Raw genomic sequence first — 17304 nt, 5'->3', positions numbered from 1 at the left:
GGGGCGGGGATCAGCACGTTGCCCGGTGCGCATTGCGCGGTGCCGGCACGGGAGCCTGCGCGGCCCGTGTCACATCGGTGACGATCTCCACCACATCGGGCCCGCACGCCTGGGAGTTGACCACCTTCAGCAGCAGGCAGAACGTGGTGTTGCCGTGCTTGCGGCCGAGCTTCTCGTAGTTGCGGGGCAGATAGCGGGGGCCGCCTGGTTGGTGATCGCCTGCTGTCCGCAGAACAGGAAGTCCGGGCACGTTGTTTCCTGACTCATCGTCAGCCTCACTGGCAGCACATGTTCGGCAATGCCCTTCTCCGCCCGGTAGCGCTCCACACCGATCTGGAAGGCGCCCCGGTCGGGGCCGGGCTCCGGATCGGTGTTCACCTGCCGACCCACTCGTCATCGAATGACACAAGACCCGTGTGTGGTTCCTCGATCCGACGTATGTGCGATTTACCCTAGCCCTGCCCGCACAATGGCCGGCGGCCCAGTGCCTCTTGTAGCCCTGGCCGCCGCCGTGGAGATGCCGCGCTCGCGGTACTGGCTGATCCGGGTGGTGAGCGTGAACGGAGTTCGAGATCGAGCGCCGCTCGGGCCTTTGCCCCGCTCCCGGCAGCTGACGACGAGGCACCTTGTGGAAACGCGCGACCAGGAACGAACTGCATGCTCAGCGCCCACCCCTCAGCGCCATGCGGCAGTGGAAGCATGCGCTGACCCGAACCTGTTCGGCCACTGCCGTGATCCCCTCGATCACCAGCGGGCGGGCGCGTTCGCTGCGTGCAAGTTGCCCCAGCGGGGGGCCACGTCAGCGTCACGCGCCAGATCGAAAGATGGGTGGCAGCATGTATGGAATCGTCGATCGAGGTCGACAAGGCTTGCTCCGAAAGCGGGGCCCCGAATCAGGGGCGTCCGATGCCGCGTCAAAGACACCGACCGGGGCAAGGGGGAGACGGGGCGTGTCGCTGTTCTGGCGGATGTTCCTGTCGAACGCCGTCGTACTCGTGCTCGCGACCGGGCTGCTGATGGGGCCGTGGGTCACGGTGTCCAGCCCGGTCCTCGACCGCGAGGCGTTGGTACTGTGCGGCGGGCTGATCGCGATGTTGGTGGTCGACGCGCTGCTGTTTCGCATCGAGCTCGCCCCGTTGAAGCGTCTGACCAAGGCGATGGTGGATGCGAATCTGCAGGAGCCGGGGCGGCGCGCCCGGGTCACAGGGGGCGGCGAACTGGCGGAGCTGACCCAGACGTTCAATGTCATGCTCGGCCGTCTGGAGGCCGAGCGGGCCGCGAGCAGCGGCCGTGTTCTGTCGGCGCAGGAGTCGGAGCGCCGACGGGTCGCCCGCGAACTGCACGACGAAGTCGGGCAGACCCTGACCGCTGTGCTCCTCCAACTCAAGAGCCTCGCTGACCGCGTGCCGGCGGCGCTGCACGAGGAGGTCATCACCGCGCAGGAGACGGTACGAGGCAGTCTGGACGAAGTGCGGCGCATCGCCCGCAGACTGCGACCGGGCGTTCTGGAGGACCTCGGCCTGCCCATCGCGCTCAGGGCCCTCGTATCGGAATTCTCCGCGCCTGGCGTCACCGTCAGACAACGGATCGAGAGCTCGCTGCCGGCTCTCGGGACTGAGGCCGAGCTCGTGCTCTACCGCGTGGCCCAGGAGGCCATGACCAACGCAGCCCGCCACTCCCGCGCGAGCAGAATCGAGCTCGAACTCCGCTCGGCGGGGTTGGGTGCTGTGGAACTGACGGTGAGCGACAACGGCACAGGCATCCAGCGGGCAGCGGAGGGGGCGGGTCTACAGGGCATGCGTGAGCGCGCCCTCCTCCTCGGCGCGACACTCACCCTCGGTCCCCACGAGCCGGGCGGCACCACCGTCCGGCTCCGCGTCCCGCCATCGACGGGCGGTACCCCGTGATCAACCCTGTGCGCATCCTGCTGGCCGACGACCACGCCCTCGTACGGCGCGGCGTACGCCTCGTCCTCGAGTCCGAAGCGGACCTGACCGTGGTCGGTGAAGCCGGCGACGGCGCACACCTCATCGAGGTGGCTCAAGACACAGTCGCCGATCTCGCCATTCTCGACATTGCCATGCCTCGCATGACGGGTCTCCAGGCGGCTCGAGTGCTGGCCAGGGCACGGCCGGACGTGAAGATCCTGTTCCTGACCATGCACGACAGCGAGCAGTACTTCTTCGAGGCCCTCAAGGTCGGCGCCTGCGGATACGTCCTGAAGTCGGTCGCCGATCGCGACCTCGTGGATGCCTGCCGGGCGGCCGTACGCGACGAACCGTTCCTCTACCCGGGCACGGAGACCGCGCTGATCCGCCACCACCTGGACCTCATCCGCCGCGGGGAGCCGCTTCCTCGCAAGCTGATCACCGAGCGCGAGGAAGAGATCCTCAAGCACGTCGCCGAGGGCCGCTCCTCGAAGGAGATCGCCGAGCTGCTGGTCATCAGCGTCAAGACCGTCGACCGGCACCGGGCCAACCTCCTGCAGAAGCTGGGCATGCGCGACCGGGTGGAGCTCACCCGCTACGCCATCAGGACCGGCCTGATCGAGCCATAGCACCGCCTGCGACGCCACCACCTCAAGGACTCGTCGGCCGGACCGATTCTTCCGGTCGGGCCGACGTCAGCCCGGCGCCCCGTGCGCCGGCCTCACATCGCAATGCACGGGCACATCAGGACACGAGGGGAACACGTGAAGAGCCATATACCGGCGCGCCCATCCGGGCGTCGCACGCGGTACAGACTCGATCAGTCCAGAGGCTTGCGTGGTACAGCGGTCGGCACCGCGCTGCTGATGGCCGTCTCCATGATCTACGGAGCGGAGGCAGCGGCTGCCGCCCCCGTACCGCAGGCACAGCAGAAGCTGGCCGAACAGCGGGTCACCGCGGCCGCCGACATCACCTCGGCGCGCGTCGCCGCGAGGCTGTCGGGCAAGCGGGTGGAGGCGCTGTCGGAGCGGACAGAGACGTCGACGACCTGGGCCAACAAGGACGGCTCGCTCACCACCGAGCTGACCGCCGGCCCGGTCCGTTTCCAGGATCCGGCCACAGATGACTGGCGCGATGTCGATGTAGAGCTGGCCGCGCAGCCTGATGGTTCAGTCGCTGCCAAGGCGCACCCGAAGGGGCTGACGCTCGCCGGTAGGACCGGGTCGCCTGCACGCTCGCTGCGTGCGGCGCAGTCCGCTCCGACCACCGACCTGGTCACTCTCGGAGAGGGGGACGAGCAGATCACCCTGCAGTGGCGGGGTGGCCTTCCCTCGCCGAAGCTCGACGGCACCCGTGCCACCTATGTGAACGCGGTGCCCGGCGCCGATGTCGTGGTCGAGGCGACCCGTACGGGCTTCGAGCAGTTCGTCGAGATCAAGGAGAAGCCGGCCGACGGCTACTCCTACACTCTGCCCCTCAAGGCAAAGGGTCTGAAGGTCGAGCAGCAGGCCGACGGCAGCGTGATGTTCACCGACAAGAAGTCGAAGAAGACCGCGGTCATGCCCGCCCCGGCGATGTGGGACGCGACCATCGACCCCATCTCCGGCAAGCACACGCGCCAGGTCGCGGTCGCCATGAAGGTCGTCAGGACCAAGAGTGGCGTCGATCTCGTCCTCACCCCGGACGTCGGCTTCCTCGCCGATTCCGCGACGGAGTACCCGGTGACGGTCGACCCGTCCACCTCGGCCCTGTCGAACGTCTTCGACACCTATGTCCAGCAGGGCGAGACCCGCGACTGGTCCACCGACGTCGAGCTGGACCTGGGCAACCCGGGCACCAAGAACGCCGACGGCACCTACCGGACCGCGCGTTCCTTCATCTCCTGGAACACCGCGCCGATCGCCGACGCGCTGGTGATGGACGCCAAGCTCAGCTTGTGGAACTTCCACTCCGGCAACTACACCGGTTCGTCGTGTCCCCTGCAGCCGTGGGAGGTGTGGTCCACCGGGGCCGCGTCCACGTCCTCGCGCTGGGCCGCGCCGAACCAGCCGGCGTGGATCGCGACGAAGGCCACCTCCTCGGAGACCAGGGGCAACTCCTCCTGTTCGACCCAGCCTGGTGGCTGGATCAACGCCAACGTGACCACGATGGTGCAGGAGTGGGCTTCGGCGAAGACCGCCAAGTCGCACATGGGCCTGCGCGCCTCCGACGAGAACGTCACAGGGCAGTGGAAGCGGGTCAACTCCGCCAACGCCGCCTCGAACCCTCCGAAGTTGGTCGTCACCTACAACTATCGGCCGCGCACGGGCACGAAGCAGGAGGCGGGCCCGCCGTTCTTCTCCTACGGCGGCGCCTACGTGGTCAACACCACGACCCCGACGCTGCGGGACACGTTTGTCGACCCCAATGGCGACAAGGTCAACGGCACCTTCCAGATCTTCGACTCCGCCACCAACACCCAGGTCGGCAACGTCATCGTCTCCCCATGGGTGAACTCCGGACAGGTCGCCTCCGTAGCTGTCCCCGCCGGTGTGCTGACCAACGGGAAGACGTACAAGTTCCGCACCAGCCCGTACGACGGCACGCACTACAACCTGGGCTGGTCCGAGTGGAAGACCTTCACGGTCGACACCACCTCGCCCATCGCCCCGACGGGCATCACCTCGACGGACTACCCGAGCAGCGCATGGGTGAAGGGCGCGGGCCAGGCCGGAACCTTCACCGTCACTCCGAACGGCACCGACCACAACTGGGTCGAGTGGTCCCTCGACGGCGTGACCTGGACCAAGGTCGCCACCGGGGGTTCCACCACTGCCAAGACCATCGCCGTCACCCCGACCAAGGACGGCACCCATACCCTCCAGGTGCGGCAGGTCGACAAGGCCGACAACAAGTCCGAGGCCATCACCTACAGCTTCCACGCCGGCCCAGGCGGATTCGTCCAGCCTGCCGAGGGTGAGCGCACCGCTCGTCGCCTGCCGCTCGTGGCCGAGGCGGACGGCTCGAAGTACAACGCGGTGTCCTTCTCGTGGCGCCGCTCCGAGGCGGACCCGTGGGTGCGGATTCCCGCAGGTCAGGTGACATCCGGCGGCAGTCCGCTGACCGCGTGGCCGGTGGCCATGACTGGCGGGAAGAACGCGGCCCTGGTGTGGAACGCCACCGACACGGTCGACCCGGACGGCACGGTCCAGATCAAGGCCGACTTCACCGGTCCTGGCGGTTCGGGTTCCACGCAGCCCCTGCCGGTGATCGTCGACCGCACTGCGAGCGGCGCGGCCACAGAGGAAGTCGGACCGGGCTCGGTCAACCTGCTCACGGGTGACTACACGCTGTCCGCGTCGGATGCCTCGGCCTTCGACCTGTCGGTGTCCCGGACGGCGTCCTCCCGCACCCCGGACATGGGCGCGAAGCAGGAAGGCCAGGCGCCGATCTTCGGCAAGGAGTGGGTCTCGGGAACCGCCGCGGAGGCGACCCAGTCGGACTTCTCCCACATCCGTAGAGTCTCCGACACCGCCGTTGTCGTCGTCGAGTCGGAGGGTGATGAGACCCACTTCACCGCCAATGCGGCGAAGACCGGCTGGATCCCCGAGACAGGGTCCGAGGACCTCACCCTGACCGGTAGCGTGACCGGATCGTTCACGCTCACCGACACCGAGGGCACGGTCACCCAGTTCACCAAGCCCGATGCGGCCGCCACTACGTGGCAGGTGTCCAGCACCCTGCTGGACGGCCTCTCCAACACCACCACCACGGTCGTGTCTGAGACGGTGACGGTCGACGGTAAGAAACTGGCCCGGCCCAAGCGGGTCATCGCCCCCACGTCGGCCGCGACCGCCGCCGCCTGCACGGCAACGCCGTCCACGAAGGGCTGCCGCGCGCTGGAGTTCGTCTACGCCACGACAACAACGGCCACCGACACCGCCTTCGGTGACTTCGCCGGCCAGGTCAGTTCGATCAGAGGCTGGTCCACCGAGCCCGGCGCGACGGTTGCCGAGTACAAGACCCTTCAGGTCTACGGCTACGACGGTTCGGGCCGTCTGCGCGAGGCATGGAACCCGCGCATCACCCCGTCCCTCAAGACTCAGTATGCTTACGACAGCGCGGGTCGGGTCACACAGCTGACCGCGCCGGGTGAACTGCCCTGGTCCTTCGTCTACGGTAAGGCTGGCAACGCCGTCACCGCCGGTGAAGGAATGCTGCTCAAGGCGTCCCGCTCCGGTCTGAAGCAGGGCACCAGCGATGTCCAGGAAGGCACCGCGACGACCTCCCTCGTCTACGACGTTCCTCTCACCGGCACGGCAGCGCCGTACAAGATGGGCACGGCGGACGTGAGGGCCTGGGGCCAGCTCGACGCGCCGACGGACGCCACTGCGGTCTTCCCGGCCGACGTCGTCCCCGCGTCCCACGAAGGCAGTGGCCTGACGGTAGGCTCCTACGCCCGTGCCGATGTCACCTACATGGGAGTGTCAGGACGTACCGTCAACGCGGCTACTCCTGGGGGGTACATCACCACCACGGAGTACGACCGGTTCGGCAACAAAGTCCGCGAGCTCAGCGCAGCCAACCGGGCCGTCGCCCTGGGCACGAGCAACGCCGACAGGGCACTTCAGGCAGAGCTGGGCATCGGCCAGCTCACCAGCGCCGAGCGCGCCGACCTGCTCACCACGAGGTCCGTCTACGACGAGAACGGCACCCGCGAGCTGGAGGAGTTCGGCCCGCTGCGGCGCATCGACCTGACGGCTGACCTGAAGTCCGGAACCACCATCCTGGTTCCGACCGGCACCTCGGTCACCGCCCGTACCTGGACGGTCAACGAATACGACGCAGGCCGCCCTACCGACGGAACTGCGAAGGTCAAGGACCAGATCACCAAGACCACGACCGGCGCCCAGGTCCGGGAGCACCCCACCGTGCTCGGTGAGGCCCGGGCCAGGCAGACGGTCTACGACTGGGCTCTTGGCCTGCCGACGAAAACCATCAAGGACCCCGGCGGCCTCGCGATCACCGAGACCACCGAGTACGACGCCCAAGGGCGTGTCACCAAGCAGCTCCTGCCCGGCGCGGCGGGTACGGACGCAGCGACCCGGGTGACCACGTACTGGTCCGCGAGCGGAACGGGCACCTGTCAGGGCCGCCCGGAATGGGCCGACCTGGTGTGCTCCACGGGCCCGGCCGGGGCGATCACCGGCGGTGGCACGAACCCGACCCAGCTGCCGACCACCACCACCGAGTACAACTGGTGGGGCACCGCGGCGAAGGTCACGGAGACGGCCAACAGCGTCACCCGCGCGACCACGACCACCGTCGACAACGCGGGCCGCACCATCAAGGTCGCCGTCACCGGTGGCATCGGTCAGGCGGTGCCGGAGGTCACCACCGAGTACGACCCTGCCACCGGAAAGGCCGTGAAGACGGTCTCGCCGACGGGCGGAACGATCATCCAGGCCTATGACAAGCTCGGCCGACTCATCTCGTACACGGACGCCGACGGCGGTGTGACCACGACCGCGTACGACCTGCTGAACCGGCAGGTCAAGGTCAGTGACAACGCACCCTCCACGGTCACTTACACCTACGACCACACCGCCGAGCCGCGCGGTCTGGCCACGAAGAGGACCGACTCCGTCGCCGGCGTCCTCCAAGCCACGTACGACGCCGAGGGCCAGGTCAAGACCGAGAAGCTGCCCGGCGGTTACACCCTCACCGTCACCAAGGAGACCACCGGCAGCACGCTGCAGCGGACCTACACTCGCGACAGCGACGGCACGGTCGTCTACTCCGACACGGTCACCGAGTCCATCCACGGCCAGGTCACCTCGCACGACGGCTGGTCCGACCAGACCTACCGTTACGACGCGATCGGCCGACTCACCACCGTCGAGGACACCGCGGACACCGTCTGCGAGCGTCGCAGCTACACCTTCGACGCGCGCACCAACCGCAAGTCCCGCATCAACACGGCAGCGGCCCCTGGCCTCGACTGCACCACCACGGGAGGCACCACCACCAGCCACGCCTACGACAGCGCTGACCGACTGGTCGACGCCGGCTACACCTACGACGCGTTCGGCCGCACCACCGCCCTGCCCGGAAGCACCATCGGCTACTACGCCAACGATCTCGCCCACCAGCAGACCTCCGGCGGCAAGCGCCAGACCTGGCAGCTCGACGCAGACCTGCGCTTCCGCTCGTGGAAGGTCGAAACCGGCAGCGGCACCACCTGGACCCAGACCGAGTCCAAGCTCAACCACTACTCCGGCGACGGCGACAGCCCCCGTTGGATCGTCGAGGACACCGCCACGGGCGCTACGACCCGCAACGTCGCCTCGGCGACCGGCGACCTCGCCGCGACCACCAGCAAGACCGGCGACACCGTCCTGCACCTCACCACCATCCACGGTGACGTCGCCCTCCAGCTCCCGCTGGACACCAGCAAGGCGCCGGTCGCCCTGGACAGTGACGAGTACGGCAACCCGCGCGCAGGCCAGGCAGCCACCCGCTACAACTGGCTCGGCGCCAAGCAGCGCTCCACCGAGACCCTCACCGGCCTCACTCTCATGGGCGCCCGCCTCTACAACCCGAACACTGGCCGCTTCCTCTCCATCGATCCGGTGTACGGCGGCGGAGACAACCGGTACGCCTACCCCGGCGACCCCATCAATCAGTTCGATCTCGACGGCAAGAGCTGGTGGAGCAAGGTGAAGCGAGCCGCCAAGAGGGTCGGACGGGTCGCCTGGAAGTACAAGTGGGACATCGCACTGACAGCTGCCGGATTCATCCCCGGCGTCGGCGCAGTGGCATGGGGCGTTCGCGCCTACCGCGCTTACCGCGTGGTGCGGGCGGCACGCACGGCACGCCACGCCGCAAGGACCTACCGCGGGGCACGGCATGCGGCACGCGGCAACAGCTACCGCAAGGCGGCGGCCTGCGCGATCGGCTGGGGTGGTGGCGGTGCCATGTTCGGTCTGTGGCACAAGCCGTCCAACTCCAACTACCAGCGAGGGCTGTCTGTATTCAGCGCCGGCATAGGCGTCGGGGCCTACGCTCGGCACGGCCGGTGCGGACCTGCGTAACCCGCCGCACCCCCAGGAACCTGTGGGCGTCGTCAGCCCGACGGCGCCCACAGGGCCCAACTCTTCCCCCACCCACGAGAGGTCCACACCGATGCCCAAGAGGCCCCGCTGCAGGACAGCCAATCGTCTGGCTGTCTCGGCCACTGTTCTCTGGATCCTGTACGCCCTGACCGCAGGCAGAGCCGTCGCGACGGGAACGAACAGCTTGGCTGAACTCCTTGGCGGAATCCCGCTCCTGGGCTGGCTTCTCGCCCTCGCCTACGCACTGTTCGTACCCTTCGTCACACGCCGCGGTGGCTTCACCTTGATCCGCGATGGAGAAGACATCCAGCCAAGCGGCTGGGTCTCAAGGGCACGGTCGCTGGTGATCATTCTTGCCACTCAGATGGCCGTCGTCCTCGTCACCGGAGTACTCCTGGGTGAGCGGACCTGGAATGAGCGCCTCTCTTCCTTCGCCGCCTTCCTTTCCTCGCCTCTCTTCCTCATTCCGGCGGCGGTGACATTGGTGTACTGCGTCTTCTCGCCCCTCGTGTGGCCGTCCGCGTACGCCTTCCGCATCAACAGGGGGCAAAGTAGGAGGAATTGATCATCCAGCTAGCTGGCACACGCGGCACCGTCTCCGGCACCATGGCCACGGCTGCCGGAATCAGCCGGTGGAGCAGCCGTGGCGTGTGCCGGAGGTCGTGGCGAAGGCCGTGGGGAGTTCGTTGAGCGCCTCGCGTTTCGAGGCGCCGAGCGGGGCGGGGCGGCTGTTGGGCAACTTCTGGGGTGTGACCTTGAAGTACGCCGTGCCGAGGGCCCCCGGGCAGGCGTGCGACCGGGTGATGGCGCCGATGACGCTCCCGAGGTAGCGGCCGTTGAGATACAACTCCTGCAGGGCGGAGGGGCCGTAGTAGGCGTTGATGCTGATATGGCCGCCTTCGCGAAGGTTCACGTCGCACTCCTCAGTCAGGGCGCGGCCCGCCCGGTACTCGTCCACGGTGGCGGCCCCCAGGATCCGGGCGCTGGTCGAGGCCACGACTCCGCGGCAGATTTCGCGTGCTTCGGTGACCGGCCCGAGCCGTTCCAGGAGACAGTGTGGCGGCGGGAGTGACCGGTGGGCACGCGGACTGGCGCGGCCGAAACAAGGCGCGCCTCTCCCACGGGGGCTTGCTCGGTGAACGCTTCCTCGGGCTCACGGTGGTGGGTGAGTGCACGGTCCTGACGTTCTGCGGCTTCACGGATACGGGCCCCAGGCCGGTGTCCTGGGCGCCGACGCGCTCGTGGGCAGCAGGATACGGCCCCTTCTGCACCAAGTGGCGCGACATCACCATGGACACCGACCCGGTCACCAGGAAGTCGGCGCGGGAGACACTACAAGCGGAACTGTAAGACTCACTCGTCTCCTTGTTGCTCGGCGGGGCGGTTCGGGCCTTGTTGTTCGGCTGGGTTGCCAGGTGAGGCCTGTTGCAGGAGTTTGATGCCCAGTTCGTCGGTGCGGTCTGCTTGCCCGGTGAGGCGGTGGACCAGTGCCCATCTGCCGTCCGGCATGGCGCCGGCGAAGACGGAGGCGTCACGGGTGGCGCCGTTGTGCCAGAGCACGGTGCCGGCTCTCTGCCAGGAGATGGCTGGCTCCCCCAGCCTTCGTTCCACGAGGAGCGCGGTCACCAGGTCAGCAGTGGCCTGCGGGGTGGCCCAGAGTCCGCCGGCGGGCAGGATCGCGCCGGTCATGGTCCAGGGGCGGCGTGAACGACCGAACAGCCCACGGCTGTAGAGGCGTCTGTTCGGCGGCGGAGTGCTGTTTACCTCGGTGATGTCCAGAGGGGCAAGGACGTAGTGGTCCAGAAGATCCTGGTAGGACATACCCGCGGCGGAAGTCAGCGCAGCTCCGAGGACGGCGTATCCGAGGTTGGAGTACTCCTCGGTATGGCCCGGGGCGGTGGTGGTGAGGGTGTCCAGCCCTTGGAGAACGGAACATAGGGCGGCATCGTCGAAGGCGGCGTACGGGTCGCGCCGTTTCACGTGCGGCGGGAGCCGTGGCAGGCCGGAGGTGTGCTGGGCAAGATGCCTCAAGGTTATGCCGGTGCCCCGCGGGACGGGCAGGAACTGCTCCACTGGGGCATCCAGTTGGAGCACGCCCTTGGTGGCCAGTTGGGCCAGCGCGGTTCCGGTGAGTGTCTTACTCAGCGACCCGATCTGGACGTATGCGTCGAGATCGTGTCCATGCAGGGCTTGGGGGGCTCTGCCGCTGCTGAGGATGCAGGTGGGGACGGGGCGCATGGGAGCCTTTCAGTGGTGGGGACGGGGGAGAGCACATGCCGCTGTGCCGGCGGGCATCCGGTGCGTTCCCCGAAGCCCTGCTGCGGACAGGATCTGCGCGTGTGCCGAACAGTCCTTGATCAGTGCCGAGAGTTCGAGCAGGGCGAAGGCGTCGTGGCGGTGCACGGCTTCGTCGCCGCCCGCTTCGCGGTGGACGACGAGCAGGCACTCGGAGTTGCCCGGCAGCCCGAAGAACGCCTGTTTGCAGCGGAGTTTGCGGCGCCGGAGGTGGGTGCGGGCGAGCCGGCCGAGCGCGGCACTGATCCGGCGGCTGTCACGCCCAGCACGGTGTTGCGTACGTCGTCACTCATGGGCGGGCATGTTAGCGGGCACGTGGTTCAGGGGTCGGTCCTGACGGGGCGGGCGGAGCGGCGCTACCCTGCGGCGAACAATCCTTCACTGGAGGTGTGCATGCGACGTTCCGTCGCGCGGAGTGTGTCGTTGTCGGCTGTTCTCGCCGCTGTCGTCACGGTCGGGGCAGCGGCCCCGTCCTCGTCCGCACCACCGACCGCGCCACCCCCCAAGTCGCCTGTCGCGGTGGGGTACGGAGGGGCGGTCGCCAGCGTCGACGCGGATGCGTCGGCCGCGGGCATCGAGGTGCTGCGCAAGGGCGGCAACGCGGTGGACGCCGCGGTGGCGACCGCGGCCGCGCTCGGTGTGACCGAGCCCTACTCGGCGGGTCTCGGCGGTGGTGGCTACTTCGTCTACTACGACGCCAGGAAGCACACCGTGGAGACGATCGACGGCCGGGAGACCGCGCCGCTCAGTGCGGACTCCTCGCTCTTCCTGGAGAACGGCAAGCCGATCGCCTTCGACGCCGCCGTCACCAGCGGACTGGGCGTGGGCACCCCCGGCACGCCGGCCACCTGGGACACCGCGCTCGACACCTGGGGCAGCAAGTCGCTGCGGCAGGTGCTGAAGCCGGCCGAGCGGCTCGCCAGGGACGGCTTCGTCGTCGACAGCACGTTCCGCTCGCAGACCGAGGGCAATCAGGCCAGGTTCGCCGACTTCCCGGCGACCAGGGAGCTCTTCCTGCCGGGCGGTCAACTGCCGGTGGTCGGCTCCGTCTTCAAGAATCCCGATCTGGCGCGCACGTACGAGCAGGTGGGTCGCAAGGGCGTCGACGAGCTGTATCGGGGCGAGCTGGCCGAGGACGTCATCCGGACCGTGCGCAACCCGCCGGTGGACCCGAGGTCCACCCGGGTCGTACGTCCCGGTGACCTCACGGCCAAGGACCTGCGGTCCTACCGGGCGCTGCGGCGGGCTCCGACGAAGGTCGGCTACCGGGGCCTGGACGTGTACGGCATGGCGCCCTCCTCGTCCGGCGGTACGAGCGTCGGCGAGGCACTCAACATCCTTGAGTCCACGGACCTTTCGAAGGCGAGCGAGGCGCGGTATCTGCACCGCTACATCGAGGCGAGCCGGATCGCGTTCGCCGACCGGGGGCGGTGGGTAGGCGACCCGGCGTTCGAGGACGTACCGACGCAGGAGCTGCTCAGCCGGCGGTTCGCCGACTCGCGGGAGTGTCTGATCAAGGACGACGCGGTGCTGATCAGCCCGCTGGCGCCGGGAGACCCCCGCCACCCGGCCGACTGCGAGGCTGGCGACAAGGCCGCCCCGACGACGTACGAGGGGGAGAACACCACCCATCTGACGACGGCCGACAAGTGGGGCAACGTCGTCGCGTACACGCTGACGATCGAGCAGACCGGCGGCAGCGGGATCACCGTGCCGGGACGTGGCTTCCTGCTCAACAACGAGCTGACGGACTTCTCGTTCGCGCCCGCCGACCCGGCGGTCCACGACCCGAATCTGCCCGGTCCGGGCAAGCGCCCGCGTTCGTCCATCTCGCCGACCATCGTGCTGAAGCACGGAGAGCCGGTGCTGGCCCTGGGGTCGCCGGGCGGTGCGACCATCATCACGACCGTGCTGCAGTCACTCATCGGCAAGGTCGACCGAGGGCTGCCGCTGGTCGACGCCATCGCGGCGCCGCGTGCCAGTCAGCGCAACTCGGCGACGACGGAGCTCGAACCGGGGCTGTGGAACAGCCCGGTACGGGGACAACTGGAGGCGCTGGGGCATGTCTTCAAGCTGAACCCGGAGATCGGGGCGGCGACGGGTGTGCAGCGGTTGCCGGACGGTCGGTGGCTGGCGGCTGCGGAGAAGGTGCGCCGCGGTGGGGGGTCGGCCATGGTCGTGAATCCGAGCGACCGACCCTGACGATACGTCAATAAGGTTCTGTGCGGGGCTGGTTCTTCGTGGGTGTCACACGAGAGCCGGCCCCGCGGTCTTGACGGGGGCATGACGCAGGGTCCATCTTGGCCGCGTCGGTAAGGAAAGGTTCCTAATAGAAGGGCACCCCCACTGTGCGTACTCGAACGCTCGCCCTCGCCGCGGCCTCCGGCGCAGCCCTGCTCGCGACCGCCACGCTGACCCCCGCCGCCGAGGCCAGTCCGGCTCCGGGCACCGTGTCCGGCGCCGCGCCCCGGGCGGATTCCGGCACCGCCGACCGGTCCGGGGCCGGGATCAAGGAGGGTTCCGTCAGTGCGGCCGATCTGCTGGCCAAGGTCACCTCGTGTTCGCAGATCTCCACCGGCAAGTACCGTACGGACGAGGAGACGTCGGCGACCATACCGGTCTGCGGCAAGAACGGTGCCGTGTTCTGGAAGGCCGACATGGACATCGACTGCGACGGCCAGGTCACCACCGCCTGCAACGCGAACACCGACCCGTGGTTCCAGGACGACACCGCGTTCCACACCTCCGGCGACAAGCCGCTGAGCGCCGAGAGGCTGCCGTACGTCGTCGTGCCGAGCAGCAGCGGCATCTGGAACTACAGCAGCGCGGGGATCAAGGGCGGTGGCGTCGTCGCCGTCATCTACAACAACAAGGTCGAGTACGCCGTCGTCGGCGACACCGGCCCCAGCAAGATCATCGGTGAAGCCTCGTACGCCACCGCCAAGGCGCTCGGCATCGACCCCGACCCGGAGACCGGTGGCGTCGATTCCGGCGTCACCTACATCCTCTTCAAGAACTCCAAGGTGTCACCGATCGAGAGCCACAGCGCCGCCGTCACCGCCGGCGAGGCCCTGGCCAAGCAGTTCATCCAGAACAACTAGGGTTTTTCGTCCGGTCCGGTCCGGTCCGGACCGGCGAGCGGGGTGCGCGAGCCCGGCGTGATCCAGAGGTGAGGCCCTGGCGGCACAGGGAAGGACGCCGGCGCCAAGTGTTCACAACGCTGTCAGGATGCGCGGACCTTCGTCGGTGATCGCCACCGTGTGCTCGGCATGCGCCGCCCGGCTGCCGTCGGACGTTCGCAAGGTCCAGCCGTCCCGGTCCGGGTGGAAGCCGTCGCTGCCGCCGCCGATCAGCATCGGCTCGATCGCCAGCACCATCCCGTGCCGCAACGGCATGCCGCGGCCCGGTCGTCCCTCGTTGGGGACGGCCGGGTCCTCGTGCATCGAACGTCCCACGCCGTGGCCGCCGAAACCCTCCGGAATGCCGTAGCCGGCCGCTCGGCAGACCGTGCCGATGGCGTGCGCGATGTCGCCGATCCGATTGCCGACCACTGCCGCCGCGATGCCCGCCTCCAGGGCCGCGAACGCCGTGTCGATCAGCCGGGTGTCCGCCGGCCGGGCGCGACCGACCGTGAAACTGATCGCCGAATCGCCCGCCCAGCCGCCGAGCGTCGCGCCCGCGTCGATGCTCACCAGATCGCCGTCGCACAGCCGTTGATCGGTCGGGATGCCGTGCACGATCGCGTCGTTGACCGACGCGCAGATGACCGCGGGGAACGGGGTCGGGGCGAAATGCGGCCGGTAGTTCAGGAACGGCGAGCCGGCGCCCGCCTCGCGCAGAACCTCCCGGGCCACCGCGTCGAGTTCGCGCAGGGAGACGCCGACCGCCGCCGCTTCCCGCACGGCCGTCAGCAACTGCGCCACGACCCGGCCCGTCTCGCGCATCGCTTCGATGGATGTGTCCGTCTTGAGCTGCACCATGCCAATTACTATACCGGTCGTGGCGGTATTAGAATGACGGCATGGTACGGACCCCCCTGACCCCGGAAGAGCGCCTCCGCGGCGAACGCCTCGGAGCGCTGCTCCGTGAGGCGCGTGGTCGGCGCAGTATGGTCGAGATCGCGGCGAGTGCCGGAATCTCCGCCGAGACGCTGCGCAAGATCGAGACGGGTCGCGCGCCGACCCCCGCCTTCTTCACTGTCGCGGCGCTGGCCGGGGCGCTCGGACTGTCGATGGACGAACTGCTCAGGCGCTGCGCCCCGGCGCCGGACGCGGTGCCGATGGCTGGGTAGGCGCGATCGGGCCGTTCCACCGGACGGCCCGATCGTCCGCGCCGTCCAAGCCGAGCGGCCACCATGGGTGGGGTGCGGACAACTGGCGGCGCCCGTCCCCTCGCTCCTTCTCGGCCCGCTCGCCGCGGCCCGCGACGGGGCTCGGTGGCGCGTGCCAAGACAGCTGCGGCCCGCCAGGAGCAGGGGCTCGGCGGAGGTGTGCCGCCATGCCGTCCGCGTGTCCGCTCGGGGGCCGGGCGGTGGGCGTGGGCGCAAGCAGCCACGGGGTGCCTTACGGGTGGCCGGCGTCGTGCGCGCGCCCCGGGGCGGCGGATCCACGGGAGGCCGGTGACGGATCGTACGGCGTGATGTTCTCGAACGAGTGGGGCAGCAGCCGGAGTTCGGGGTATCCGGGCGACGATGCCGACACCGCGCGGGGCTCAGCCGTGCTCGGGTCCCGACGCGGTGACTCCGGAGGATTCACGCCGCGTCGGCTCCGTCGCGGCGTTGAACCGGCCGACCTCGCCCGCCGTGGTCGAGCCGTGTCCCCCGTTCTCTCCCGGCGGCGGGTAGAACCGCCGGGCCCAGCGCCGGAACGGGCCGATCGGGCCGTCGCCCGGAGCGAGCCGGGGCGGCTGCTGGTACTGCTTGTGGTTCCAGATCGGGAAGTCGGCGGCGGTGAACTCGCAACTGGACCGGAAGACCGCGCGGTCCAGCAGTCGCGCGGCGGTCCGGCTGACCGCCCGCGCGAGCGGGGCCGGCAGCCGGGCCGGCTCCGTGAACGCGATGCGGTTCCTCTGCCGGAACTGCATCCGGTTGGGCGCGATCGCCGTCGGCAGCACCATCGTGCACATCCGCAGCCCGATCCGAGGCGTGTGCACATCGGCGTGCAGGCAACCGAGTCCGTATCCGTCCACCTCCACCTCGACGACGAAGTCGCCCAGCAGCGGCGCCGACTCGTGGGCCCGCATGGACACGTGGAACGCGGCATCGTCGTAGACGACAGGCCCGCCGATCTCGGCCTTCGCCCAGCCGTGCAGGGTGGCGAAGTGCCCGAGGTCCACCGAGTTCTCGATGACTTCCTGGACATTGCCGGCCAGCTCCCAGGCGGCACTGCGGGCCGGGCGGTGACCGACCTCGTGCCAGTCGGGGATGAACCAGTCCGGCGCCCGGCCGTCGTGGTGCCGCCAGACGAAGACAGCGCCGTTGGCCTCGTGCACCGGCAGGTGCGTAAGAGGCGACTTCGGCGGCTTCGTGTCGTATCCCGTCCGCACGCACGCGCCATCGGGGCCGAACGCGAAGAAGTGGAAGGGACAGACCAGATCGTCGCCGTCGACCTTCGCCAGGCCGAGATGGGCGCCGAGGTGCGGACAGTACGGGCGGATGGCGCGGACCGCCCCCGTACCGAGCCGGTAGAGCACCACGTCCTGTCCCGCCAACGGCCGGGTGAGCACGGTGCCCGGCCGTAACTCGTCGGAGAAGGCCAGTGCGGCCCAGCCGCTCGGATACGGCAGGGCCGGCGCCCCCGCCGCATCGGCCGGCGTCGGCCCCTCACTGATGGCGTGCCCGTACGCGCGTGACAGCCCCACTGCTTCCCCTCTCAGGATCGGTCGCCTGGAGGCTGCCCAAAGCGCTCCGAGATCCTCCCGACACGCCGCACATCACCCGAACGGGAAAGAACGCGGAACGCCTTGACGTCGTGCGCGCTCGCGCCGTC

At 69.0% G+C, this 17304-nt stretch carries 12 protein-coding genes and 2 pseudogenes; 8 read left to right on the top strand and 6 right to left on the bottom strand.

Annotated elements, in window-relative coordinates:
• Window positions 1–10 precede the first annotated feature (10 nt).
• A pseudogene (locus ACZ68L_RS37065) lies at window positions 11–387 on the bottom strand (hypothetical protein); the annotation flags it as partial.
• 563 nt (window positions 388–950) lie between these two features.
• Here ACZ68L_RS37065 and ACZ68L_RS37060 point away from each other — a divergent pair.
• From ACZ68L_RS37060 to ACZ68L_RS37045, 4 genes are all read left to right on the top strand, one after another.
• Window positions 951–1907 (top strand): HAMP domain-containing sensor histidine kinase, encoded by a 957-nt coding sequence (locus tag ACZ68L_RS37060; RefSeq protein ID WP_469586482.1) that lies wholly within the window; start codon window positions 951–953, stop codon window positions 1905–1907.
• Complete coding sequence (locus ACZ68L_RS37055) at window positions 1904–2557, top strand: response regulator (RefSeq protein WP_469586479.1); 654 nt, start codon at window positions 1904–1906, stop codon at window positions 2555–2557. The genes ACZ68L_RS37060 and ACZ68L_RS37055 overlap by 4 nt, the downstream gene beginning before the upstream one ends.
• Window positions 2558–2794: 237 nt before the next feature.
• Complete coding sequence (locus ACZ68L_RS37050) at window positions 2795–9001, top strand: DNRLRE domain-containing protein (protein WP_469586539.1); 6207 nt, start codon at window positions 2795–2797, stop codon at window positions 8999–9001.
• Window positions 9002–9092: 91 nt separating this feature from the next.
• Window positions 9093–9587 (top strand): hypothetical protein, encoded by a 495-nt coding sequence (locus ACZ68L_RS37045; protein WP_469586477.1) that lies wholly within the window; start codon window positions 9093–9095, stop codon window positions 9585–9587.
• Window positions 9588–9647: 60 nt separating this feature from the next.
• On the opposite strand, the gene ACZ68L_RS37040 is transcribed toward ACZ68L_RS37045, so the two are convergent.
• Window positions 9648–10019, bottom strand: coding sequence for a hypothetical protein (locus tag ACZ68L_RS37040; RefSeq protein ID WP_469586474.1), 372 nt, complete (start codon window positions 10017–10019; stop codon window positions 9648–9650).
• Window positions 10020–10078: 59 nt separating this feature from the next.
• Between ACZ68L_RS37040 and ACZ68L_RS37035 the strand changes: the two genes are divergently transcribed.
• Window positions 10079–10372: a hypothetical protein gene (locus tag ACZ68L_RS37035; protein ID WP_469586471.1), complete on the top strand. Its 294-nt coding sequence runs from the start codon at window positions 10079–10081 to the stop codon at window positions 10370–10372.
• A 3-nt stretch (window positions 10373–10375) separates the two neighbouring features.
• Here the strand turns inward: ACZ68L_RS37035 and ACZ68L_RS37030 are convergent, their stop codons facing one another.
• On the bottom strand, window positions 10376–11260 hold the full coding sequence (locus ACZ68L_RS37030) for a serine hydrolase domain-containing protein (protein WP_469586469.1): 885 nt from the start codon (window positions 11258–11260) through the stop codon (window positions 10376–10378).
• A gap of 59 nt (window positions 11261–11319) precedes the next feature.
• Window positions 11320–11610: pseudogene (locus ACZ68L_RS37025) on the bottom strand (hypothetical protein); the annotation flags it as partial.
• Between the two features lie 100 nt (window positions 11611–11710).
• On the opposite strand from ACZ68L_RS37025, the gene ggt reads away from it, so the two are divergent.
• Window positions 11711–13519, top strand: coding sequence for a gamma-glutamyltransferase (gene ggt, locus ACZ68L_RS37020; RefSeq protein WP_469586466.1), 1809 nt, complete (start codon window positions 11711–11713; stop codon window positions 13517–13519).
• 146 nt (window positions 13520–13665) lie between these two features.
• Complete coding sequence (locus ACZ68L_RS37015; protein WP_469586463.1) at window positions 13666–14418, top strand: glycoside hydrolase family 75 protein; 753 nt, start codon at window positions 13666–13668, stop codon at window positions 14416–14418.
• A 111-nt stretch (window positions 14419–14529) separates the two neighbouring features.
• Here the strand turns inward: ACZ68L_RS37015 and map are convergent, their stop codons facing one another.
• A complete protein-coding gene (gene map / locus ACZ68L_RS37010; RefSeq protein ID WP_469586460.1) occupies window positions 14530–15297 on the bottom strand; it encodes a type I methionyl aminopeptidase in 768 nt (255 codons plus the stop codon).
• Between the two features lie 41 nt (window positions 15298–15338).
• Here map and ACZ68L_RS37005 point away from each other — a divergent pair, with 41 nt between their 5' ends.
• On the top strand, window positions 15339–15608 hold the full coding sequence (locus ACZ68L_RS37005; RefSeq protein ID WP_469586458.1) for a helix-turn-helix domain-containing protein: 270 nt from the start codon (window positions 15339–15341) through the stop codon (window positions 15606–15608).
• Window positions 15609–16027: 419 nt separating this feature from the next.
• Here the strand turns inward: ACZ68L_RS37005 and ACZ68L_RS37000 are convergent, their stop codons facing one another.
• Window positions 16028–17176 carry a Rieske 2Fe-2S domain-containing protein gene (locus ACZ68L_RS37000; RefSeq protein WP_469586455.1) on the bottom strand — a complete coding sequence of 383 codons (1149 nt, stop codon included), beginning with the start codon at window positions 17174–17176 and terminating at the stop codon, window positions 16028–16030.
• Window positions 17177–17304 lie beyond the last annotated feature (128 nt).

The organism is Streptomyces sp. NPDC104309 (assembly GCF_055584025.1).
The sequence above is the reverse complement of the archived record's forward strand: the minus strand, read 5'-3'. Positions and strand labels throughout refer to the sequence as shown.